The sequence below is a fragment of the Streptomyces sp. RLA123 genome (assembly GCF_056270165.1).
This window is the reverse complement of record NZ_JBWDOR010000003.1, coordinates 897,471-920,138: the sequence shown is the minus strand read 5'-3', so window position 1 is coordinate 920,138 and position 22,668 is coordinate 897,471. Positions and strand designations below refer to the sequence as shown.

The following is a 22,668-nucleotide window of genomic DNA, read 5'->3' as shown; positions in this document are numbered from 1 at the left end:
CGGGTTGGTCTAGACCTTGACAGGCCTAGGTCAATCCCATTGCTCAGTGCGCAACACAACTCTCCCCACGCAAGGAGCAGTTACGGTCACGCGACGCACTCTGGCACTCCTCACCACCCTCGCCTCCGCCGCCACCCGCGCGGCCGCGTGGAGCGCATCCTCGGTCTACACGAACGGGATGACGGCCTCCTACAGCGGCCACAACTGGCAGGCCAAGTGGTGGACGCAGAACGAGACGCCCGGCACTGGACGGGCACGTCCCCGTCCACCGTCGGCGTCTCGGCGAAGCCGACGGGCACAGTGAAGGCCATCGTCATCGCGGAGGACTCCGCCACGTAGGTGCGGCCCTCGTGGATGCCCTCGATCACCGCGTGCCGGCTCAGGCCGTCTGCCTATGCCACGGTCCGCGGCAGGCGACCCGCGGTGTGCCGCGGCCGCTTCGGACAGGCTCAGCTCAGCAGGCCGCGCACCCGGTCCATCCGGGGCCGCGCACGGTCCGCGTCCCGCCGCTCGGCGGCGGCCCGCGCGTCCTCCGGCGACTTCCACACCGCGTGCAGGGCCTGCCAGAAGTCCGTCCACGCTTCCGACTCGGTCATGCCGTGCCCGACCGCGCCCGTGTCCCGGCACGCGACGCGATAGCCCTCACCGGTCATCTCGACCGACACCTGGCGCTCCACGTCCCACCACCGCCTTCGTGGCACCGTTCCTCTGCCAGCCTCCCCGCGTGTCCGCACCGCTCGCAACCCGGGCCGCGAAAACGCGTCCGGGCACCGGCACGTGGCCGGCGCCCGGACGCCGAGGAACGCGGGAACCTCAGGAGGCGACCAGCGGGCCCTGGGTGGCCATGCGATGTTGCATGGCGGTGAGTCGCCGGACGAAGAGGATCGCCAGCACGGCGGCGGCGACGTCCAGCGTGGTCGCCACGGCCATGTCGAGTGCGGAGTCCTGCACGGCGTCGGGCACCTCGGCGCCGGAGTACACCTGGGAGGCCACCCGGTCGACGATCAGGCTGAGGATCCACACGAACCACCACGCGGTGATGATGCCCGTCCGGGCCGGGCGCCACGAGCCGTCCGGGGCGCGCTGCGTACTGGCGGTCCAGATGTCACGGGCGATGCGGTACGGGATGGCGAGGTTGCCGATGGGGACGAACCATCCGCCGATGGCCCAGCCGCGCCCCTTGTCGAACCCGTTGGGCGAGAAGACCTCGCCGTTGGCGCGCACCCGGTGGAACCAGATGATGAAGACGACCGCCGTGGCCAGGAGGCCGATGGCCTGCATGAGCGAGGCGGCGGACACGAGCACGTCGGCGGGGCCGGCCTCGCTGACCGAGGCGAGGTCGTCCGGCGCCCACGTCCCGGCTGTGGAGTAGAGATTGATGTCCGCGACGATCGCGAACACGTCCAGCGCGATCACCAGCGCCAGCAGCGTGGTGACCGCGTTCGCCAGGCCGAGCGGCGACCGGAGCACGCCGGCCGGGGCCGGAGGAGGCGTGGGTGACAGGCCGGCCCCGGAGTAGGGGGCAGTGCCCGGCGGACCGGCAGGGTTGAGCGACACGATGGGATCCCCCCAAGGGATGGTGGACGAGTGGTGGGCCCGCCGCGAGCGGGCACGCAGGAACTTATGTCACCAGGTCACCGGACGTCCACGCGGGTCGGGGCGCCCGGCCCCGCCGTGTCACCCACCGCCGTTCCTGCGGGCGAGCAGGAACGCGTGCGGCGTCCGCTCGCCGACGCCGGCCGCCCGCACCAGGCGTGCGGTCTCGGGGAATCCAGCCTCGGCCGGCAGCCCGGCGACGCGGTCCGGAGGGTACTGGTGGACGTCCAGTGCGGCCGGGTGGCCGTAGGCGTGCTCCAGCCGGACACGCGCGTCGCCCGCTGTGAACGCGATGAGCAGGGCCGCCGGGCGCCGGCACGCGGTGGAACTCGGCGAGGACGGCCGGGAGCTCCCGTGGCGGCGTGTGGACGGTGGAGTGCCAGGACAGGACGCCGCCGAGGCCCGCGTCGGGCAGGTCCAGCGCCGGCATCGTGCCCACCTCGAACCGCAGCACGGGGTAGGTGCGCCGGGCCACCTCCACCATGCCGGGGGAGAGGTCGGCGCCGAACACGTCGAGCCCCGGCGAGGCGAGGTGCGTCGTCACCCGGTCCGGCCGCAGCCGAGGTCGGCGACGCGGTGGGAGCCGTCGGCGCGGACACGGCCGACGAACGCGGGCCGCCATCGCGCGGTCCAGGGCGGGTTCGGCGAGTCTGCCGCCGAGGAGCCGGGCGTGGTCGACGGCGACGGTGTCCTACGAGGCGCGGACGGCATCGAGGTGGGAGGTCTCGGCCATGGGTGGCGACGATGGACGGCCGGACTGGCAGTGCCTCCCGACGCCGTGGCCGGCCGACGGGCGATCGGCGGGCCGAAGCGCGACGATGGAGCGGAGGCGACCCCCGGAGGCACGGATGAGCAGCGAGCCGCACCGCGTCCGCGAGTACGACGGCGGCCGCGAGGTCGTGCCATGACCGGGGCGCCCGGTGTTCCCGGCACCCTCGGTCCGCCGGGCCTCGCCGGGCAGACCGTCGTGGTGATCGGCGCCAGTGCGGGCATGGGGCTGGAGACCGCCCGCCAGGCGCGCGCGCGGCGCCCGGCTGATCCTCGTCGGCCGCGACCCGGAACGGCTGGAGCGGGCCGCGCTCGAACTCCGGCCGCTGAGCACGGCGTCGTTCGACGCCACCGACACCGACCGGCTCCAGCGGTTCTTCGAGGAGTTGGAGGGGCCGGTCGACCACGTGATGGTCACCGCCGGCGGTCCCGCCTACATGCCCCTCGACGACATGGACCTCGTCGTGGCCCGCAGGCAGTTCAGTGACCGCCTGGCGATGACGCTCGCGGTCGCCCTCTACGGCCGCGAGAAGGTCAGGGCCGGGGGAACGCTGCTGTTCATCGGCGGCACCGGCGCCCGGCGACCGGGCGTCGGCCTGTCCGTCGTGAGCGCCATGACGGCGGCGCTGCCCGCGCTGGTCGCCAATCTCGCGCTGGAGATCGCACCGGTCCGGGTCAACCTCATCGCGGCCGGATTCGTCGACACGCCTCTGTCGGCCTCGCTGCTGGGTGATCAACTCGACGCGCGACGCGAGGAGTTGCGCTCCACGCTGCCCATCCGGCGGGTCGTCGGCCCGGGCGACATCGCCGCTCTGGCGCTGCACATCATGGTCAACGACGCACTCACCGGTGCGACGTACGACATCGACGGCGGCCAGCAGCTTCTCCCGCACTGACCGGCCGCTGACCGGCGGGGGAAGGAACCGCCCGGGCGGTCAGACCAGCGGGTGCCCGCCGGACAGCTGGGGATACAGAGCCTCGGGTCCCGCCGCCAGCGCCGCCTCGACCTGCCGGCTGACGTCGTCGGCGAGCACCTCGTCCAGTCCGGCGTCGACCCCGTCGACGGCCGCGCGGGCCACCGCGGCGGGATCGGCCTTGGGGCCCGGTATCCGTGCGGCCATCTCCGTCGCGAGGTAACTGACGTGCACGGCGGTGACCTGTGTGCCCTGTTCCGCGAGCGCCACCCGCAGGGCGTTGGTCACGGACCACTCGGCGGACTTGGCCGCGGCGTATCCGGCGCTGGCCGGGATCGACACCCAGGACAGCACGGACAGCACATTGACGATCGTGCCGCCGCCGTTGCGCCCGAGAACCGGCGCGAAGGCCCGGCTCATGGCGAGGGTCCCGAGGACGTGCGTCTCGAACTCCTTGCGGAACGAGTCCAAGTCGGAGGTGAGCACATGGGCCCGGGTCGTCGAACCCGCGTTGTTGACGAGGAGCGTCACGTCCTGGGCCTGTTCGGCCACCGCGCGCACGGATTCCTGGTCGGTGATGTCCACGGCGAGCGGGATCGTCCCCGGCACGGTGACCTTTCCCGGATCGCGCGCCCCCGCGTAGACCTTGGCCGCTCCCGCGTCGAGGAGCGCCCGCACGAACTGCTCACCGAGCCCGCGGTTCGCTCCGGTGACCAGAGCGACAGACCCTTGGATTCTCATGGGAGCACCTCACCGGCGATGGACTGCAGGGCCGTGGACCGGCGTCGCGATGGCGTACGAGCGTACGGCGCCGCTCCCACGTCAAACGTATGCCGCACGGGTCCCCGCCACCACCCGGACCGCGGGTCCCCGGCGACGACCGCGGCCCGCCCGCGTCAACCGGCGGGGCGGACGGCCGCGTTCAGCCCTCACCGCCCGGGACCGGGCCCGGGGCTCGGACTCATCGCTGCGGCGGCCCTCGGGACGGGGGTAGTTACAGCCAATTGATTAAGCTACTGTAATTAATTATGGACGAGACGACGCCGGCGGCGGACGACCCCACGGAGGTCGGAGCGGCACTCCGGCTGGCCGTGGGCCGGATCGCGCGCCGACTGCGACAGGCACACGCGGTGGGGGACGTGACGCTCTCCGAGGTGTCCGTACTGGCGCGGCTGGACGGCGAGGGACCGGATTCCCCCGGGTCGCTCGCCGAATCGGAGCGGGTGCGCCCGCAGGCCATGGCGACGACGCTGGCGGGGCTGGAGGAACGGGGGCTGGTCAGCCGCCGCCCCGATGCCGCCGATGGACGCCGTGCGGTGGTGACGGTGACGGACGCGGGCCGCAAGGTGCTCGCCGACCGGCGCTCGGAGTCCGTGCAGCGGCTGGGCGCGATCATCCGGACGGAGTTCACCGACGACGAACGGCACCGATTGCTGGCGGTGCTGCCGCTGCTGGACCGGCTCTCGGAGCGGCTGTGAGCGCCGCACCGGCGGGCACGACGGCCCGCCCCGAAGGCAACGGCCGGCCGGAGGACGACGGCCGGTACAAGTGGGTCGCGCTCTCCAACACGACGCTGGGCGTCCTGATCGCGACCATCGACGGCTCGATCGTGATCATCTCGCTCCCCGCGATCTTCCGCGGCATCGGCCTCGACCCGCTGGCGCCCGGCAACATCGGCTATCTGCTCTGGATGATCCTGGGCTACCTGCTGGTCTCCGCGGTCCTCGTGGTCGCGCTCGGCCGGCTCGGGGACATGTTCGGCCGTGTCCGCATGTACAACATGGGCTTCGCGATCTTCGCCGCCGCCTCGCTCGCGCTGTCGCTGGACCCGTTCAAGGGCGGCTCGGGCGCACTCTGGCTGATCGGCTTCCGCGTCGTGCAGGCCGTGGGCGGTGCGATGCTCACGGCCAACTCCGCGGCCATCCTCACCGACGCGTTCCCGTCCGGACAGCGCGGGATGGCGCTCGGCATCAACCAGATCACCGCCCTGGCGGGACAGTTCCTCGGGTTGCTCGCCGGCGGCCTGCTGGCCACGATCGACTGGCGCGCGGTGTTCTGGATCAGTGTCCCGATCGGCATCGTCGGCACCATCTGGTCCTACCGCAGCCTCCGTGAGACCGGCGTACGCAAACCGGGCCGGATCGACTGGATCGGCAACATCACCTTCACCGCCGGGGCGGGCGGACTGCTCGCCGCGATCACCTACGGGATCCAGCCCTACGGCGGTCACCCCACCGGCTGGACCAACCCCTGGGTGTTCGGCGGCCTGGCGGCCGGCGTCGCGCTGCTGCTGGTGTTCTGCGTCGTCGAGACCCGCATCGCCGAACCGATGTTCCGCCTCGGCCTCTTCCGTATCCGCGCCTTCGCCGCCGGCAACCTGGCCGCGCTGCTCATCTCCGTCGCCCGCGGCGGCCTGCAGTTCATGCTGATCATCTGGTTGCAGGGCATCTGGCTGCCGCTGCACGGCTACGCCTTCGAGGACACCCCGCTGTGGGCGGGCATCTTCATGCTGCCGCTCACCGTAGGTTTCCTCATCGCGGGCCCCGCCTCCGGCTACCTCTCGGACCGCTTCGGCGCGCGGCTGTTCTCCACGACCGGACTGGTGCTGGTGGCCGCCGGCTTCGTCGGGCTGCTCATGCTGCCCGTGAACTTCCCCTATCCCGCCTTCGCGGGGCTGCTGCTGCTCAGCGGCATCGGGCAGGGCATGTTCTCGGCGCCCAACACCTCCGCGATCATGGGCAGTGTCGCGCCGGACCAGCGGGGTGTGGCCTCCGGCATGCGCTCGACGTTCCAGAACTCGGGCACCGCCCTGTCCATCGGGCTGTCCTTCTCGCTCATGATCTCCGGTCTGGCCGGCTCGCTCCCCGGCGCGCTGGAAAGCGGGCTGCGGGGCCAGGGCGTGCCCGCGGGCACGGCGGGCCAGGTGGCAGGACTGCCCCCGGTCAGCACGCTGTTCGCCACCTTCCTCGGCAACAACCCCATCAGCCACCTGCTCGGGCCCAGCGGTGTCCTGCACTCCCTCCCCCAGCACAACGTCGACGTCCTGACCGGAAACGGGTTCTTCCCCGCGCTGGTCTCCGGACCCTTCCACCACGGGCTCGTCACGGTCTTCACCGCCGCCACGGCGATGTCCCTGATCGCCGCGGTCGCCTCGGTGTTCCGCGGCCGGCACCACAAGGCCGGACCGGGCACACCGGCCGGCACGAACGAAGGACAGGAAACAGAAGCATGGCGCACAGCGCACTCCTCGTGATGGACGTCCAGCGGGGGATCGTCGACCGCTTCGCCCCCGACACCGACTACCTGCCGCGCCTGCGCGGGGCCGTCAACGCGGCCCACGCCTCCGGCATCCCCGTCCTCTACGTCGTCATCGGCTTCCGTGACGGGCACCCCGAAGTCAGCACCCGCAACAAGACCTTCAGCGCCCTCGCCGGCAGCGGAGCCTTCGCCGAGAGCGACCCCGGTGCGCAGATCCACCCCGACATCGCCCCCGAGCCCGGCGACCTGGTCGTCACCAAGAAGCGCGTCAGCGCCTTCGCCGGCAGCGACCTCGACATGATCCTGCGCGCCCGCGGCATCGACAGCCTCGTCCTGACCGGCATCGCCACCAGCGGGGTCGTGCTGTCCACCCTCCGCCAGGCCGCCGACCTGGACTTCGGCCTCACGGTGCTGGCCGACGGCTGCCTCGACGCGGACCCGGAGGTGCACCGCGTGCTGACGGAGAAGGTCTTCCCCCGGCAGGCGGCCGTCATCTCCGTCGACGAATGGGTGCTGGCCGTCAAGAACTGACCGCCGGGCGTCACGGGCGCGGGACCGGCGCGACGAGGTGCCGTCCTCCCCGCCGAACCGGGCGGCCGCTACGCCGGGTTGCCGGGCCGCGTGACGGCCCGGAGACCGCGAGGTGTCAGGGCGCTCGCGGCCTCCGGGCGTTCGTGGGGCGCCCCCGGTCAGGGGCCCTCGCCCTCCGGCACGCGTACGAGGTGCACCGCGGTGCTCGCCCAGTCCCGCGCGGGGAGGCCGAGTGGGATCCCGTAGCCGGTCAGCACCGTGGTGTGGTGGACGGCGCCGGTGCGGGCGTCGCGGTAGCGGGCGCCGGGGGTGAGACCGGCGAGGCGGACGGGGCGCTGGGGGGTGCCGTGGGGGAGCGGGGGGCGCCAGGCCAGCAGCAGCGTCTCCACGCCGTCCGGGGAGACGTACTGGACGACGGTGGCGCCGTCGTCGTCCGGGCCTGCCAGGCGGTGCAGGACGCCGTGCTGGACGAGATGACGGACCGTCTTGTACTCCGCGACCAGCTCCGCCGCCTCGGCCAGTTCCTCCTCCGGCCAGCGGCTCAGGTCGCCGCCGATCCCGAGCAGCCCGGCCATCGCCACGTGGAAGCGGAAGCGCAGCGGCACCGTGCGGCCGGTGAGCTGGTTCGGGACGTCGGTGACCCAGGCGGCCATGGTGCGGGCGGGGTAGATCTGGGTGTGGCCGTGCTGGATGCCGGTGCGGTCGGCCGCGTCGGTGTTGTCCGAGGTCCAGGCCTGGTCGGTGCGGGCCAGGATACCGAGGTCGACGCGGCCGCCGCCGCCGCTGCACGCCTCGATGCGCAGGTCCGGGTGGTCGGCCCGGAGCCGGTCGAGGACGCCGTAGAGGTGGTGCACGTACCCGGTCCACAGCCGGTCGGCGCCGCCGGTGCGTTCGGGCCATCCCGCCTCGCTGAAGGCGCGGTTCATGTCCCACTTGAGGAAGTCGATGCCGTGGTCGGCGACCAGGCGCGTCAGCCAGCCGTACGCCCAGTCGGCGACGTCGCGGCGGGCGAAGTTCAGCACCAGCTGATGGCGCAGCTCGGTGCGGGTGCGGCCGGGGACGTGCAGGACCCAGTCGGGGTGCTCGCGGTACAGGTCGCTGTCGGCGTTGACCATCTCGGGTTCCACCCAGAGGCCGAACTTCATGCCGAGCCGGTGGACTTCGCGGACGAGCGGACCGAGCCCGTCCGGGAAGCGGTCCGGTGAGGGCGTCCAGTCGCCCAGTCCGGCGCGGTCGTGGCGGCGGCCGCCGAACCAGCCGTCGTCGACCACGTACAGCTCGACGCCGAGGGCCGCGGCGCGCGCCGCGAGCGCGGCCTGGGCGGCCGGCTCGACGTCGAAGCCCGTCGCCTCCCAGGAGTTGTAGAGCACGGACGCCGTCTCGCGCGGCCGGGGCAGGACGTGCGCCAGGGTGTACGCGTGCCAGGCGCGGCTTGCCGCGCCGAAACCGCCGTCGCTGAAGAGCCCGGCCATGACGGGCGTGGTGAACTCCTCGCCGGGGGCGAGCCGCAGGCTCACGCCGTCATGGCCCGCGCCGCCGGTGAGGCCCGCCCGGCCGTCGGGGGTGCGCTGCGCGGTGATGCGCCAACTGCCGCTCCACGCGAGGGCGGCGCTCCACACCCGGCCCTGCTCCTCCGTGGCGTCGCCCGCGTCGAGCATGACCCACGGGTTCGCGTGGTGGCTGGTGACGCCGCGCCGGCTGGTGAGGACAATCTCGCCGGCCGGGAGCCGCTCGCGGTGCAGCCTGTTCTCCGCGGACCACTGCCCGGTGACGTGGCTGAGCCGGTAGCCGGACAGCGCGGGCAGCGTCCAGGCGGCGGAGTCGGCGCGCGGCAGCGACAGCTCCTGGTCGCCGGCGTTGCGCAGGACGGTCCAGCGCTCGACGGCATCGGTGTCCGCGTGGACCCGGTAGTGGAGCGTCACCTCCAGCGGGTACCCGCGGTCGCGGTAGGCGAGCGCCAACTCGGCGGAACCGGGGCTCGCCTCGTCGACCCGGTGGCCGGCGGGCTCCCACTCGAAGGCACGCGAGCCGTCCGCGAAGCGGACCTGGAGCGACGGCACTCCGTAGCGCGCCCCGCCGTCGACGGGGAGCTCCTCGCCCACCGCCGGGCGCCCTTCGAAGCTGCTGGCCGGCGGAGCCAGGGGGACGGCCAGCTCCGCCGCCTCCGCGAGAGTCAGCCGCGGCCCCCAGGCGACGTGACAGGGGGCCCCGGTCTCGTCGGTCCGCAGCGCGTACGACGTGCGCGCGGTGGACAGCAGCCAGACCCCGGTGTGCGGGGCGAAGGAGATCAGGGCCATGGGTCCTCACGATCGGTCGACGCCACGAGGCAGTAGGCGAAAGCCAAGCGTGACCTTTGATCAGATGTCAACCTTCGCCTGCGGCAACACTTTACAAACCATGGCTGGTTCAAAACCGCAGCTTCCGCCCAACCTTGTTTCTTTCATTGACAGCAGAAAAGAACAGACCTAGGTTCCCGGCCATGCGCTCGACCCCACCCGGCGAGGCGATGCCGGCTCACACCCCGGCCGCCTCGCAGATCTTCACCATCGTGCTGTCGCACGGGCCCCTGACCCGGGCCGACATCGCCCGGCGCGCCGGGCTGTCCGCCGCCGCGGTCACCAAGGCGGTCCGGCCCCTCATCGAGGCCGGCTACCTGGTGGACGAGGCGGACGGGGCGGCCCGTCCCGCACTCGGACGGCCCGCCAACCATGTCCGTGTGGACGCCGGGCGGGCGCTGTTCATCGGCCTCAAGGTGACCGGGGACGAGATCATCGGCGTCCTCACCGACCTGTGCTGCCGGATCCGGGTCGCCCGGCACGTGCCGCTGACGAGCCGTGAGCCGGGCCCGGTGCTCGCCGAACTCGGCGACCTGGTCCAGGAACTGCGTGCCGAGGCCGACGGCTTCGGCGTCCCGGTCCGCGGACTGGGCCTGGCCGTCTCGGGCGACGTCGACCGGGCCGCCGGGGTCGTGCGCTGGTCGCCGTTCCTGGAGTGGCGCGACGTCGCCCTGGCCGAGATCGTGGCGATGACGACCGGCCTGCCGGTCACCGTCGAGAACGACGTACGGGCCCTCACCGTCGCCGAGCAGTGGTTCGGGGCCGGCGTCGGGCTGGGCGGCTTCGCCGTCGTCACCGTGGGCGCCGGCATCGGCTGCGGCCTGGTCGTCCACGGCAATGTGGTCTCCGGGGCCTACGGTGTGGCAGGCGAGATCGGGCACCTGGCCATCGACCCCGCCGGCCCGCTCTGCCACTGCGGCAACCGCGGCTGCGTGGAGGCCATCGCCGCCGACCCCGCCATCGTCCGGGACGTACGGGCGGCGACCGGCGTCGCGGTGGCCGACGCCGCCGAAGCCCTGGAACTCGCCCACCGGGGCGACCCCGGGGCCCGCGCGGTGTACGCGCGGGCAGGCGAGGCGATCGGCCGGGCCATCGGCGCCGTGGCCAACCTGCTGGGCCCGGAACGCGTGATCATCTCCGGCGAGGGGCTGGCGGCCTACGACCTGTTCGCCGACCAGATCCGCGACGGGTTCACCGCCTCCGCCTTCGGTACGGCCGCGCAGTGCGACCTGCAGACCCGGCCGCTGCCCTTCGACGAGTGGGCGCGCGGGGCCGCGGCCACCGCGATCCAGTCCTTCATCCGATCAGACACGCCAAAGGAGTAGCGATGACACTGCAGAGCCGCACTTCCCCGACCGCCTCCCAGCCGGACCGCCGCCGCGTGGTCGGCGGCATGCTCGGCCTCGGGGCGGCCGCCCTGGCCGCGCCGCTGCTCACCGCCTGCGGCGGGGGAGCGGGCGCCGACCCCAAGACGGTGACCTTCGGGTCCAACGGCGCCGACGCCACGCCCAAGTCCGCCTACGCGGCGGTGACCAAGGCCTTCACCAAGGACAGCGGTCTGGCGGTGAAGACGAACACCGTGGACCACGACAGCTTCCAGAAGAGCATCTCCACCTACCTGCAGGGCACCCCGGACGACGTCTTCACCTGGTTCGCCGGATACCGCATGCAGTACTTCGCCAAGAAGGGCCTGTGCACGCCGCTGGACGACGTGTGGGAGAAGATAGGCGACGGCTTCAGCGACGCGACCAAGCAGCTGTCGCGCGGCGAGGACGGCAAGTACTACTTCGTGCCGCTGTACAACTACCCGTGGGCCGTCTTCTACCGCAAGAGCCTGTTCCAGGAGCGCGGTTACACCGCCCCCCGCACCTGGTCGGAGTTCACCGCGCTGGCCAAGCGCATGAAGAAGGACGGCCTGTCGCCCATCGCCTCCGGCTACGGCGGCGGCGACGCGTGGAGCATCCTGGGCGCCTTCGACTACCTCGATCTGCGGGCCAACGGCTACGACTTCCACATGCAGCTGATGCGCGGCGAGGTCTCCTGGACCGACCGCCGTACCGTCGCCGTCCTCGACCTGTGGCGCGAGATCGCCCCGTACTACCAGCAGGGGGCCGCGGGCCGCTCCTGGCAGGACGCGGCGCAGTCGCTGCTGGACAAGAAGTCCGGCATGGCGATCATCGGTCTCTTCGTCGGGCAGCAGATCTCCGACGAGAAGCTCCGCGACGACATCGACTTCTTCCCGTTCCCCGAGATCGACCCGGCGCAGGGCCAGGACGCCGTCGAGGCGCCCACCGACGGCTTCATGCTCAGCCGCCGGCCCAAGAACGAGGCCGGCGCGAAGAAGCTCCTGGAGTTCCTCGGCAGCGCCGGCGCGGAGAACCTCTACATGGGTGTGGACCCGAGCAATGTGGCCGTCCACGCGAAGGCGGACACCGGCTCCTACAACCCGCTCCAGAAGAAGTCGGCCGAACTCATCGCCTCCGCCAAGCACATCACGCAGTTCGCGGACCGCGACAGCGACCCCGGTTTTGTCTCCACGGTCGTGCTGCCCGGGCTCACGCAGTGGCTGGGCCACCCCGACGACGGCTCGTCCCTGCTGAAGCAGATCGAGTCGCAGCGGTCCCGCTTCTTCACCGCCTGACCCGGACCGGGAAGGAACACCGTGCCGTCCGCTCCCCCCTCAGCGCCGCCCCGCTCGCGTCCCCCCGCACGCCACCGGTCCCGTCCGCGCCGGCTGGGGCCCGGCGACCGCCTCTTCCTGACCGTCGTCCTGGGCATCCCGCTGCTCGCGCTGCTGGTCCTCGTCTGGCTGCCCGCGCTGGCCTCCATGGGCCTGTCGTTCACCAGTTGGGACGGCATCGCGCTGTCCGACATCCACTGGACCGGGCTGGAGAACTACCGGCAGATCTTCACCAACTACCCGCCGTTCTGGCCCGCGGTGCGGCACAACGTGACCTGGCTGCTGTTCACGGCGCTGCTGCCGACCCCGTTCGGCATCTTCCTCGCCTACCAGCTGGACCGGAAACTGCGCTTCACCCGGGTCTACCAGACCGCGATCTTCCTGCCCATGGTGCTCTCCCTGGCCGTGGTCGGCCTGATCTGGGAGATCATCTACAACCCCGACAGCGGGCTGCTGGACGGGATCATCAACGCCGCCGCCCCCGGCCACCACATCGACTGGCTGGGCGACCCGGACCTCAACCTCTGGTCCGTGCTGGTCGCCTCGGCCTGGCGGCACACCGGCTACATCATGATCCTCTACCTGGCCGGCCTGAAGGGCTTCGACCCTGCCCTGAAGGAGGCCGCGGCCCTCGACGGCGCCAACGGCCGGCAGACCTTCCTCAAGGTGGTCTTCCCGGCGCTGCGGCCGGTCAACGTCATCATCCTGGTCGTCACCGTCATGGAGTCGCTGCGCGCCTTCGACGTGGTGTACGTGCTCGGCGGCGGCGTCGGCAGCAAACCCGGGATGGAGCTGCTGTCCCTCCTGATCACCGACAACATCATCGGCGAGTCCAGCCACATCGGCTACGGCTCCGCCCTGGCCGTCGTGCTGCTCATCGTCTCCCTGGCCGCCATCGGGACCTTCCTCGTACAGAACTTCCGCAAGGAGGCCCAGTGACCAGCACCGCCACCGAGCAGGCCCCCTCCCGGGAGCGCGCCGAGCGCGGGCCGGGGCCGTACGCCGGCGTCTCGCGCCCGCGGCGCCAGACGGGCCGTCATCTGATGCTCGGCGGCATCGCCCTGCTGTGGCTGGTGCCGCTGCTGTGGGCGGTGTACACGTCGCTGCGTCCGTACGCGGACACCAGCAAGCACGGCTATCTGTCGTGGCCGCACGGGATCAGCCTGAGCAACTACACCGACGCCTGGACCCAGTCGGGCATGCCGCACTTCTTCTGGAACTCGGTGCTCATCACCGTGCCCTCGGTGCTGGGGACCCTGCTGTTCTCCGCGGCGGTCGCGTTCTTCGTCTCGCGCTTCGACTTCCGGTGGAACATCGTCCTGCTCATGCTCTTCACCGCGGGCAACCTGCTCCCCGCCCAGGTGCTCATCACGCCGCTCTACCGGCTCTACCTGCTGATCCCGCTGCCCGCCTGGATGAGCGACTCGCTGCTGCTCTACAACTCCGTGTGGGGCATCATCGCCATCCACATCGCGTACCAGTGCGGGTTCTGCACCTTCGTGCTCAGCAACTACATGAAGACGATCCCGCAGGAGATCTCCGAGGCGGCGCTCGTCGACGGCGCCCAGGTGTGGCGGCAGTTCTTCCAGATCATCCTGCCGCTGTGCAGGCCGGCCTTCGCCGCACTGGCCACGCTGGAGTCGATCTGGATCTACAACGACTTCTTCTGGCCGCTCGCGCTGATCGAGACGGGCGACAAACGCCCCATCACCTCGGCCCTGGCCAATCTGCAGGGCCAGTACTTCACCAATCCCAACCTGATCGCCGCCGGCGCCCTGATGACGGCGGTTCCCACGCTGCTGGTCTACTTCGCCCTCCAGCGGCAGTTCATCAGCGGTCTGACCATCGGCTCCGGCAAGGGCTGACGCCCCCACAGCATCCGCCCCCGCAGTCCCCCCAACCCCAGGAGGCCGACCCATGCGGTCACCCTCGTATTCCGTCCTGCCCGCGAGCGCTGCCCGGACCCTGCTCGTCCTGGCCCTCACCGCAGGCGTGTCCACCGCCGTGCCCGCGGCCCGGGCCGTCGCGCCGGAGGCGCCGGCCGCCACCGCGGCACCGGTCGCGGCCACGCCGTACATGGGCTGGTCGAGCTGGAGCATGCAGTCCTCCAAGTACCCCGGGCTCAACCCGGACGGCGACTACAGCTGGCTCACCGAGCAGAAGGTGCTCCAGCAGACCGACGCGATGGCCGCCAAGCTCAAGAAGTACGGCTACAGCTACGTCAACATCGACGCCGGCTGGTGGCGCGACAAGGACTGGAAGCCGGAGTTCGACGCCAACGGCCGGCAGACCGCGGACCCGGTGCGCTTCCCCCGCGGCATGAAGCCGGTCGCCGACCACATCCACGCCAAGGGCCTGAAGGCCGGCATCTACCTGCCCGTCGGGCTGGAGAAGGAGGGCTACGGCGACGGCAAGGTCCCGGTCTGGAACGCCCCGGGCTGCACCACCGGGGACATCGTCTACGGCGACCTGCGCACCACCAACGGCTGGGACAGCTCCTACAAGATCGACTTCTCCCGGCCCTGCGCACAGAAGTACATCGACTCGCAGGCGCGGCTGATCGCCGGCTGGGGCTACGACTTCCTCAAGATCGACGGCGTGGGCCCGGGCTCCTTCAAGAACGGCGACAACTACGACAACGTCGCCGACATCGCCGCCTGGCAGAAGGCCATCGCCGCCACCGGCCGCCCCATCCATCTGGAACTGTCGTGGTCGCTCGACATCGGCCACATCGCGGACTGGAAGAAGTACTCCAACGGCTGGCGGATCGACACCGATGTCGAGTGCTACTGCGACACCCTGGTCAGCTGGGAGAACTCGGTCGACGACCGGTTCACCGACGCCGCGGCCTGGAGCCGGCACGGCGGCCCCGGCGGCTGGAACGACCTGGACTCGCTCGACGTCGGCAACGGCGACATGGACGGTCTCACCAAGGCCGAGCGGCAGACCTACATGACGCTGTGGGCCATCGCCAAGTCCCCGCTGTTCACCGGTGACGACCTCACCCGGCTCGACGCCTACGGCACCTCGCTGCTGACCAACCGCGAGGTCATCGCGGTCGACCGGTCGAGCACCCCGCCGGCCCGCCCGGTCACCGCGGCCGGCGACCGGCAGGTGTGGGCCGCCGAGAACCCCGACGGCAGCCGGACCGTCGCCCTGTTCAACCTCGGTGACACCCCCGCCGCCGTCACCGCCGACTGGGCCGCCCTCGGCTTCTCCGGCCGCGGTTCGGTGCGCGACCTGTGGAACCACCAGGACCTCGGCAGCCGCAAGGACAAGATCACCGAGACCCTGCCCGCGCACGGCTCGCGCCTGTTCACCGTCACCCCGCACGGCCCGGCGCAGGCGACGACCGGGTACGAGGCCGAGGCCGCGGGCAACACCCTGGGCGGCAGCGCCTCGGTCGCCGACTGCGGCGTCTGCTCCGGCTCCCACAAGGTCGGCAACCTCTACCTCGGCGGCTCACTGCGCTTCAACGACGTGGTCGTCCCCAGGGCCGGCATCTACTCGGTGAAGGTCGCCTACGTCAGCGGCGACCCCCGCCCGGCGGAGGTCTCCGTCAACGACGGCGGTGCCACCACATACGCGTTCGCGTCCACCGGCGACTGGGGGACGGCCGAGACCGTGAGCATCCCCCTCAGCCTCAAGGCCGGCGCCAACACCATCACCTTCGACAGCGGCTCCGGGTACGCCCCCGACATCGACCGGATCGACGTCCCGAAGGGCGTGTGACCCCCGCGGGGCCCGGCGTTTCGCCGGGCCCCGCGCCCCGCACGGGCGATCCGCACGGCGGCCGGACGGACGGGCCCGGACTCCTCCAACGGGCGGAGGCCGTCCGCGCGAGGTAGACATCAAAGGGTGAGCGGCAGGTCCGGATCCGGCGGGGGACCGGGCGGGAAGATCGACTACGAGTCGGTGTTCCTGGCCTTTCCCGTTCCCGTGCTGCTGCTCACCCCGGACCTCGTCATCGCGGACGCCAACGACATGTTCCTGCGGACCTTCGGGCTCGACCGGGCGGGCCTGCGCGGCATGCGGGCGGTCGAGGCGTTCCCCGTCGAACCGGACAACGACGTGGACCGCATGAGCGCCTCGGCGCAGCGAGCCGTGGACACCCGTGAGCAGGACGTCATCGGCCCGGTCCGGTACGACGCCGCGCGGCGCGACCCCGGCGACGACGGCGTGCGCTACTGGAGCCCCGTCCACATCCCCGTCGTCGGGCCCGACGGCGAGGTCAGCATGGTCATCGCACGCCTGGACGACGTCACCGCCCTGGTCCGCGCCGGCCGCGGTGTGGAAGCGGAAGGCGCCCGGCTGAGCAGCGACGTGCTCGCGACCGCCGGGCTGCTGGTGCGGGCGCAGGAACTGGAGGAGCTCAACGAGCGGCTGCGGGAGGCGCACGCGCGCGAGCGTGCCATCGCGGTCACGCTGCAACGCGCGATGCTGCCCACCGTCGTCCACGACCAGTACGATTTCGCGGCCGTCCGCTACCGGCCGGCCACCGGTTCCCTGAACGTGTGCGGCGACTGGTACGACCTGACGCGGCTGGAACGCGACCGGCTCGCGGTCGCCGTCGGCGACGTCGTCGGGCACGGGCTGGAGGCCGCGGGCGTCATGGGTCAGCTGCGCAGCGCGCTCAGCGCCGCCGTCCGCGCCTTCGGCCAGCCCGGGCCCGCCCTGAAGACCCTGGCCCGGTACGCCATCACCGTCGAGGGAGCGCTGGCCACCACCGCCGTCCAGACCGTCATCGACCGCGCCCGCGGCACCATCACCTACAGCAGGGCCGGTCATCCGCCGCCCGCCCTGCTCGACGCCGGCAGCGACCACGCGGTCTTCCTGGACGAGATCGCCGACCCCCCGCTCGGCGCCTGGACCTACGAGGCGAACCGGTCGCAGGCGACCGTCGGCTACTCACCCGGGGCCATCCTCGTCCTGTACACCGACGGCCTGGTCGAGCGCCGGGGCGAGGACATCGACGTCGGGCTGCGGCGGCTCACCGACAGCATCGCCCGGCACCGCCGGCTCGGCCCGGAGGACCTCGCCGACGCCCTGCTGCACGACCTGCGGGCCGAGGACGGCACGGACACCGACGACGACGTCGCCCTGGTCACCCTGCGGCTGTGACGGGCGCGGCGCGCCGTGTCCGTACGCCACCGAGGGCGCACGTAGGGTGATCGGCACCGTGCGACGCGGGGTCCGTCCTGCGGCGGCGGTCGTGGAGAGGGCGGCGATCGATGGCTCGCGAGCACGGTGGCCGGTGTGACGTGATCGTGGTCGGTGCCGGGGCCGCCGGACTGGCGTGCGCGGCCGACTTGAGCGCGGCGGGCCTCGCGGTGCGGGTCCTGGAGGCCTCCGACCGCGTCGGCGGCCGGATGCGGACCGACCGTCACCTCGGCTTCCTGCTGGACCACGGCTTCCAGGTCTTCAACACCTCCTACCCGCAGGTGCGGCGCCGGCTGCGGCTGCGCGACCTGCGGCTGCGGGCGTTCACGCCCGGCGTGGCGGTGCACACCGACCGGGGGCGGCTGCTGTTCACCGACCCGACCCGCCGCCCGCGGGAGGCCGCCGACCTGCTGCCGGGCCGCCTGGCCTCGGCGCGCGACCTGGCCGCGCTCGGCGTCCTGAGCGCCCGCGACATGCTGCTGCCCGCCCGCGTCCTGCGCCGCGGCCAGGACACCACGACGCTCACCGCGCTCGCCGCGGCCGGGCTGTCCGGGGACATCGTCGAGTCCTTCTTCCGGCCGTTCCTGTCCGGCGTCTTCCTGGAGGACGAGCTGGAGACCTCCAGCCGCTTCTTCCACCTGGTGTGGCGCAGCATGCTGCGCGGCACCCTCTGCCTCCCGGCCGAGGGGATCGGCGCCGTGCCCGCCCGGCTCGCCGGGCTGCTGCCCGAGGGTGTCGTCCGCACCGACGCGCCAGTGCGCGAACTGACCGCGTACGGCGTCCTGCTGGACGACGGAACGGAGACGGCGGCGCCGTCCGTGGTCGTGGCCACCGGCCCGGCGGCCGCCGCGCGCCTGCTCCCGGGGCTCACCGTGCCGGACACACGCACCGTGACGACGCTCTACCACGCGGCCGACCGCTCGCCGCTCTCGGAGCCCACGCTCCTGGTCGACGCGCGGCGGCGGTTCCTCAACACCGTGGTCCTCACCGAGGTCCAGCCCGGGCTGTCCTCGGACGGCCGCGCGCTGGTGTCGACCTCCGTCCTCGGCGTCCCCGGAACGGACGAGGAGGCCGCGGTGCGGGAGGCGCTGGCCGAGGTGTACGGGACCGACACGGGCGCCTGGGAGCCGCTGCGCACCTGCACGGTGCCCGGCGCCCTCCCCGCGATGCCACCGCCGCACCCGCTGAGCCGCACCAGCCGCGTCACTCCGGGCCGCTACGTGTGCGGCGACCACCGCGCCACCGGTTCCCTTCAGGGAGCACTGGCCTCGGGCGCACGGGCCGCGCGGGAACTGCTGGCGGACCACCGCCGCACGGCCTGACCGGTCACGGCGCCCGCCGCGCGTCCGGGCCGAGCGCGGCGTCGAGCAGGGACGTGGCGATCGAACGGGCGACGGCGCCGCTGCCGGGAGCGTTGAGCGCCGTACTGCGGGCGACGGCGCCGTCGTACAGCAGGGCGAACTGCTCGCCGAGCAGGTCCGGATCACGGGCGCCCGCGCGCCGTGCGAGGCCGGCCAGCCGCCGGGTGAACTCGGTCTTGAAGGACGCGGCGAGGCGGTGGACCGGGTGCTCGGGGTCGGGGACCTCGACCGCGGCGTTGAGGAACGGGCAGCCGCGCAGCGGCGCCGAGGGCTCCTGAGGGGGCCAGGAGAGGACGGCGAGCAGCAGCTCCCGGGCGTCCTGCGCGGTCATCTCCGGCGGGACCTGCGGGGGCAGCAGCCCGTCCTCCATCTCCCGCAGGCAGGCGTGGACGAGCTCGTCCTTGCCGCTGAAGTGCTGGTAAAGCGTGCGCTTGGACACTTCGGCGGCCGTCGTGAGCTGTTCCATCCCGGTGGCGTTGATGCCCTGGGCGGTGAACAGGTCGGTCGCCGCCTTGAGGATCCGCTCCCGGGCGCCGCGGCCGCGGCGACGGCGTACGGGCGAAGCGTCGGTGATGCTCATGCCCCTATGGTACCGATCGTTTTACTTAAGCAGAAACCATTGCTACGGTCGTACTTAAGTACACCGATCGGTTTCCTTCAGTGGGTCGCCGGCCGAACCCCCCCCGGTACGACCCCAGGTCATGGCGGGACCCGGCCTGCGGCACCGCGCCCGATCGGGACGTCCCCCGCACTCTGTTGGAGACCTCGTCCATGAGCCCCTCACCCCCGAATGTGACGCCCTCCGGCCGCGCCGCCCCGGCACAGGCGTCCCTTCCCGGCGCCCGGCCCCCCTCACGTCCGGTGCACCCGGGCGTCATCCTCGCCGTCCTGGCCACCTCGGTGTTCCTGTCCGGGCTGGACGCCTTCGTCGTCAACGTGGCGCTCGCGCCCATCGGCCAGGGCGTGGGCGAGACCTCGCTGTCGAAGCTGAGCTGGATACTCAACGGCTACGCGATCGTGTACGCCGCCCTCCTGGTCCCCGCCGGCCGGCTGACGGACCGCTTCGGCGGCAGGACCGGATTCCTGCTCGGCCTGAGCGTGTTCACCGCGGCCAGCCTGGGCGCCGCGGCCAGTGGCGACCTGTGGGTCCTGGTGGCCTTCCGCTTCCTGCAGGCGGCCGGCGCCGCCGTGCTCACCCCGGCCAGCCTGGGACTGGTCCTGACCACGGCCCCGCCCGCCAAGCTCACCCGGTACATCCAGACCTGGGCGGCCAGCGGCTCGCTGGCCGCCGCCGCCGGCCCCATGGTCGGCGGACTGCTCGTACAGGTCGCCTGGCAGTGGATCTTCCTGCTCAACCTGCCGATCGGCATCGCGGCGCTGCTCCTCGCCGCCCGGATGCTGCCCCGCGGCCGGCAGACCGGCGGCGCCCGAATGCCCGACCTGCCGGGCGGCGCCCTGCTGGCCGTCGCGATCGGGGCGCTGGCGCTGGGACTGGTGCAGGCACCGGTGTGGGGCTGGGGCGCGGCGCCGACGGCCGCCAGTTTCGCGGTGGCCGCCGTGGCACTCGTGCTGTGCCTGCTGCGCTCCGCGCGGCACCCCGTCCCCGCCGTCGACCTGCGACTGCTGCGGAACCCGGTGTTCGCCTGGGCCGGCGTCGCGACGCTGCTGTTCTACGCCGCCTTCGCCGTCGAACTGCTCGGCGTCACCCTGTGGTTGCAGCAGGAATGGCACTGGTCGGCCATCAAGACCGGCCTGGGCGTCGCCCCCGGCCCCGCCATGGTGTTCGTCGCCTCCGCCGCCGGACGGCGCCTCGCCCGGCGCCTGCCGGTCGGCGTGGTGGCGGCGCTGGGCTCGGTGCTCGTCGCCGTGGGCACCGCGTGGCTCGCGCTTGCGGCGGACGGGCAGCTCCACTACGCCACCGACATCCTGCCCGGCTGGATCGTCGTGGGCGTCGGCGTGGGCCTCGCCCTTCCGACCCTGATCTCCTCGGCCACCGCCGAACTCCCCAAGGACAAGGCCGCCACCGGCAGCGCCGTCGTCACCATGGCGGGCCAGGTCGGGAACGTGATCGGCGTCAGCGTCCTCGTGATCCTCCTCTCGGCCGGAGCCCCCGGCCAGGCCGCGCACACCTTCTCCCACATCTGGTGGACATCCGCCGCGGTCGTCGCCCTCAGTGCGCTCGCCGCGCTCGGCATCACACCGCGACGCCGGGCAGGCTCCGCGGCGCCCGGCGTCGCGGCCGGCTGAGCATCGCGAACGTCCCCGGACCTTCCCGGACATCACCGGATCCTCCACCCATACCCAAGGAGCTCTTCATGCGTTACACGACCTTCGGGCACCGCACCGGACTGCGCGTCTCCGAGTACGCCCTCGGCACCGGCAACTTCGGCACCGGCTGGGGTGCCGGAGCGGACTTCGAGGAGTCCCGTCGTATGTTCGACAGGTTCGCCGAGGCCGGCGGCACCTTCATCGACACCGCCGACACCTACCAGTTCGGCGAGTCCGAGCAACTGCTGGGGAGCTTCCTCGCCGCGGACCGCGACCACTTCGTCCTGGCCAGCAAGTTCAGCAACGGGTACGCGCCGGCGAAGGACATCTCCAAGACCGGCAACAGCCGCAAGAACATGATCCATTCGGTGGAGGCCAGCCTCAAGCGCCTCGGCACCGACTACATCGACCTGTACTGGGTCCACTTCCCGGACGACCTGACGCCGATCGAGGAGATCCTGCGCGGCATCGACGACCTGGTGCGGTCGGGCAAGATCCTGTACGCGGGGCTCTCCAACTTCCCGGCGTGGCGGGTCGCCCGCGCCGCGACCCTCGCGGACGCGGCCAACTGGGCTCCGGTCGCCGGCGTCCAGCTCGAGTACAGCCTCGTCGAGCGCAGCGCCGACCGTGAGCTGCTGCCGATGGCCGAGGGCCTGGGCCTGGCCGCCGCGCTGTGGTCGCCGCTGGGCGGCGGGTTGCTGACGGGCAAGTACCGCGGTGGCGCACAGGGCCGGCTGACCGACCTCAAGACCCTGATACACACCGAGAGTTCCGGCCAGAAAACCGCCGTCGTCGACACGGTGCTCGACATCGCGCGGGAGACCGGTGCGACGCCCGCGCAGGTGTCCGTGGCCTGGGTCCGAGAGCGCGCGGCGCGGGCGGCGACGTCGTTCCTGCCCATCATCGGCCCGCGCAACACCGCCCAGCTCGAGGACTACCTGGGCGCGCTGGAGGTCGGACTGACCCCGGAGCAGTACGCCCGTCTGACGGACGTCAGCGCCGTCCCGCTCGGCGTGCCGCACGAGGCGGTCCTCGGCGTCCGCGACACCGTACGCGGCGGGGACGCCTCCCGCGTCGACGCCCCGGTCCGGCCGGTGGCCTGACCCGGAAGACCCGCAGGTGCCCCGCGCCGTCGCGTGACGTGGGCCACCTGCGGGAAGGGATCCACCCCGCCGAAACGTAATGATAGGGTAAAACGCGCTGGTGGACCGGCCTGCCGCAGTGGTGCCCGTGCCGTGGGGTCCGAACGGTCGAGTGCTGTGCCACCCGCCCGACCACGAATCCACGCACCCCTGGCGTGGACCCACCCCCTGGGAGGCAAGAGTGGGCACTCGGCGGACGTCACTTCCCGGCGTCGGAACGCAGTACGACGTCACCACCCGCGCAGGCCGGCACCTCTCGGTGGTGGTGCACCAGGACGGCCGGCGTTTCCTGGGCTTCTACGGCGCCGAAGACCCCGATTCCTGCCAGTTGTCGATACCGCTGGAGGGCGACGAGGCCGCCGTGCTGGCCCGTCTCCTGGACCCCACCCCGCTGGAGGCGGTGCACACCGAGGGGATCGGTCTGGTCACGGAGCAGATCCCCGTCAACTCCCGCTCCCCGTACGCCGGGCGGCTGCTCGGTGACACCCGCGCGCGGACCCGCACCGGCGCCTCCATCGTCGCCGTCATGCGCAGGACGAGCGCCCACCCCTCCCCGGGGCCGGAGTTCCGGCTGGCGATCGGCGACACGCTGGTCGTCGTCGGCACCCGTGAGGGCGTGGACGCGCTCGCCGCGATCGTGGCGGGGGAGTGAGG

At 72.4% G+C, this 22,668-nt stretch carries 20 protein-coding genes and 1 pseudogene; 15 read left to right on the top strand and 6 right to left on the bottom strand.

The window, feature by feature from the left end:
- Window positions 1–100 precede the first annotated feature (100 nt).
- Window positions 101–247: pseudogene (locus RV983_RS04195) on the top strand (carbohydrate-binding protein); the annotation flags it as partial.
- Between the two features lie 202 nt (window positions 248–449).
- Here the strand turns inward: RV983_RS04195 and RV983_RS04190 are convergent.
- The 3 genes from RV983_RS04190 to RV983_RS04180 form a co-directional block, all read right to left on the bottom strand.
- Window positions 450–701, bottom strand: a complete 252-nt coding sequence (locus RV983_RS04190) for a hypothetical protein (RefSeq protein WP_475984403.1) — start codon at window positions 699–701, stop codon at window positions 450–452.
- Window positions 702–813: 112 nt separating this feature from the next.
- The gene (locus tag RV983_RS04185; RefSeq protein ID WP_475984402.1) at window positions 814–1,557 is read right to left on the bottom strand and encodes a DUF4328 domain-containing protein; all 744 of its coding nucleotides are present in this window, start codon (window positions 1,555–1,557) and stop codon (window positions 814–816) included.
- Window positions 1,558–1,621: 64 nt separating this feature from the next.
- On the bottom strand, window positions 1,622–2,218 hold the full coding sequence (locus tag RV983_RS04180) for a class I SAM-dependent methyltransferase (RefSeq protein WP_475984401.1): 597 nt from the start codon (window positions 2,216–2,218) through the stop codon (window positions 1,622–1,624).
- Between the two features lie 361 nt (window positions 2,219–2,579).
- Here RV983_RS04180 and RV983_RS04175 point away from each other — a divergent pair, with 361 nt between their 5' ends.
- Window positions 2,580–3,260 carry an SDR family oxidoreductase gene (locus RV983_RS04175; protein ID WP_475984400.1) on the top strand — a complete coding sequence of 227 codons (681 nt, stop codon included), beginning with the start codon at window positions 2,580–2,582 and terminating at the stop codon, window positions 3,258–3,260.
- Window positions 3,261–3,299: 39 nt separating this feature from the next.
- Here the strand turns inward: RV983_RS04175 and RV983_RS04170 are convergent, their stop codons facing one another.
- Entirely contained in the window at window positions 3,300–4,019 is a 720-nt protein-coding gene (locus tag RV983_RS04170) for an SDR family oxidoreductase (RefSeq protein WP_475984399.1), read from the bottom strand.
- Window positions 4,020–4,306: 287 nt separating this feature from the next.
- Between RV983_RS04170 and RV983_RS04165 the strand changes: the two genes are divergently transcribed.
- Genes RV983_RS04165 through RV983_RS04155 form a run of 3 tightly spaced genes read left to right on the top strand, consistent with a single transcriptional unit; the run spans window position 4,307 to window position 7,067 of the window.
- The gene (locus tag RV983_RS04165; protein ID WP_475984398.1) at window positions 4,307–4,756 is read left to right on the top strand and encodes a MarR family winged helix-turn-helix transcriptional regulator; all 450 of its coding nucleotides are present in this window, start codon (window positions 4,307–4,309) and stop codon (window positions 4,754–4,756) included.
- The gene (locus tag RV983_RS04160) at window positions 4,753–6,531 is read left to right on the top strand and encodes an MFS transporter (protein WP_475984397.1); all 1,779 of its coding nucleotides are present in this window, start codon (window positions 4,753–4,755) and stop codon (window positions 6,529–6,531) included. The genes RV983_RS04165 and RV983_RS04160 overlap by 4 nt, the downstream gene beginning before the upstream one ends.
- Window positions 6,507–7,067, top strand: coding sequence for a cysteine hydrolase family protein (locus tag RV983_RS04155; protein ID WP_475984396.1), 561 nt, complete (start codon window positions 6,507–6,509; stop codon window positions 7,065–7,067). Before RV983_RS04160 ends, RV983_RS04155 begins: the two co-directional genes overlap by 25 nt.
- A gap of 158 nt (window positions 7,068–7,225) precedes the next feature.
- On the opposite strand, the gene RV983_RS04150 is transcribed toward RV983_RS04155, so the two are convergent.
- Entirely contained in the window at window positions 7,226–9,364 is a 2,139-nt protein-coding gene (locus tag RV983_RS04150; RefSeq protein WP_475984395.1) for an alpha-galactosidase, read from the bottom strand.
- 182 nt (window positions 9,365–9,546) lie between these two features.
- Here RV983_RS04150 and RV983_RS04145 point away from each other — a divergent pair, with 182 nt between their 5' ends.
- The 7 genes from RV983_RS04145 (at window position 9,547) to RV983_RS04115 (ending at window position 18,565) form a co-directional block, all read left to right on the top strand.
- A complete protein-coding gene (locus RV983_RS04145; protein WP_475984394.1) occupies window positions 9,547–10,728 on the top strand; it encodes an ROK family protein in 1,182 nt (393 codons plus the stop codon).
- Window positions 10,729–10,730: 2 nt separating this feature from the next.
- A complete protein-coding gene (locus RV983_RS04140) occupies window positions 10,731–12,044 on the top strand; it encodes an ABC transporter substrate-binding protein (RefSeq protein WP_475984393.1) in 1,314 nt (437 codons plus the stop codon).
- A 21-nt stretch (window positions 12,045–12,065) separates the two neighbouring features.
- Window positions 12,066–13,022, top strand: a complete 957-nt coding sequence (locus RV983_RS04135) for a carbohydrate ABC transporter permease (protein ID WP_475984392.1) — start codon at window positions 12,066–12,068, stop codon at window positions 13,020–13,022.
- Window positions 13,019–13,948, top strand: a complete 930-nt coding sequence (locus RV983_RS04130) for a carbohydrate ABC transporter permease (protein ID WP_475984391.1) — start codon at window positions 13,019–13,021, stop codon at window positions 13,946–13,948. Before RV983_RS04135 ends, RV983_RS04130 begins: the two co-directional genes overlap by 4 nt.
- A gap of 52 nt (window positions 13,949–14,000) precedes the next feature.
- Window positions 14,001–15,815, top strand: coding sequence for an alpha-galactosidase D (locus RV983_RS04125; RefSeq protein ID WP_475984390.1), 1,815 nt, complete (start codon window positions 14,001–14,003; stop codon window positions 15,813–15,815).
- A gap of 126 nt (window positions 15,816–15,941) precedes the next feature.
- A complete protein-coding gene (locus RV983_RS04120) occupies window positions 15,942–17,204 on the top strand; it encodes a PP2C family protein-serine/threonine phosphatase (protein ID WP_475984389.1) in 1,263 nt (420 codons plus the stop codon).
- A 110-nt stretch (window positions 17,205–17,314) separates the two neighbouring features.
- Window positions 17,315–18,565 (top strand): NAD(P)/FAD-dependent oxidoreductase, encoded by a 1,251-nt coding sequence (locus RV983_RS04115; RefSeq protein WP_475984388.1) that lies wholly within the window; start codon window positions 17,315–17,317, stop codon window positions 18,563–18,565.
- Between the two features lie 4 nt (window positions 18,566–18,569).
- On the opposite strand, the gene RV983_RS04110 is transcribed toward RV983_RS04115, so the two are convergent.
- A complete protein-coding gene (locus RV983_RS04110; protein ID WP_475984387.1) occupies window positions 18,570–19,184 on the bottom strand; it encodes a TetR/AcrR family transcriptional regulator in 615 nt (204 codons plus the stop codon).
- 191 nt (window positions 19,185–19,375) lie between these two features.
- Here RV983_RS04110 and RV983_RS04105 point away from each other — a divergent pair, with 191 nt between their 5' ends.
- The 3 genes from RV983_RS04105 to RV983_RS04095 all read left to right on the top strand — a co-directional run bounded on the left by RV983_RS04105 (window position 19,376) and on the right by RV983_RS04095 (window position 22,666).
- A complete protein-coding gene (locus RV983_RS04105) occupies window positions 19,376–20,851 on the top strand; it encodes an MFS transporter (RefSeq protein WP_475984386.1) in 1,476 nt (491 codons plus the stop codon).
- A 68-nt stretch (window positions 20,852–20,919) separates the two neighbouring features.
- Window positions 20,920–21,975 carry an aldo/keto reductase gene (locus RV983_RS04100; RefSeq protein ID WP_475984385.1) on the top strand — a complete coding sequence of 352 codons (1,056 nt, stop codon included), beginning with the start codon at window positions 20,920–20,922 and terminating at the stop codon, window positions 21,973–21,975.
- A gap of 220 nt (window positions 21,976–22,195) precedes the next feature.
- Window positions 22,196–22,666 (top strand): cation:proton antiporter regulatory subunit, encoded by a 471-nt coding sequence (locus RV983_RS04095; RefSeq protein ID WP_475984384.1) that lies wholly within the window; start codon window positions 22,196–22,198, stop codon window positions 22,664–22,666.
- The last annotated feature ends 2 nt before the right edge of the window (window positions 22,667–22,668 follow it).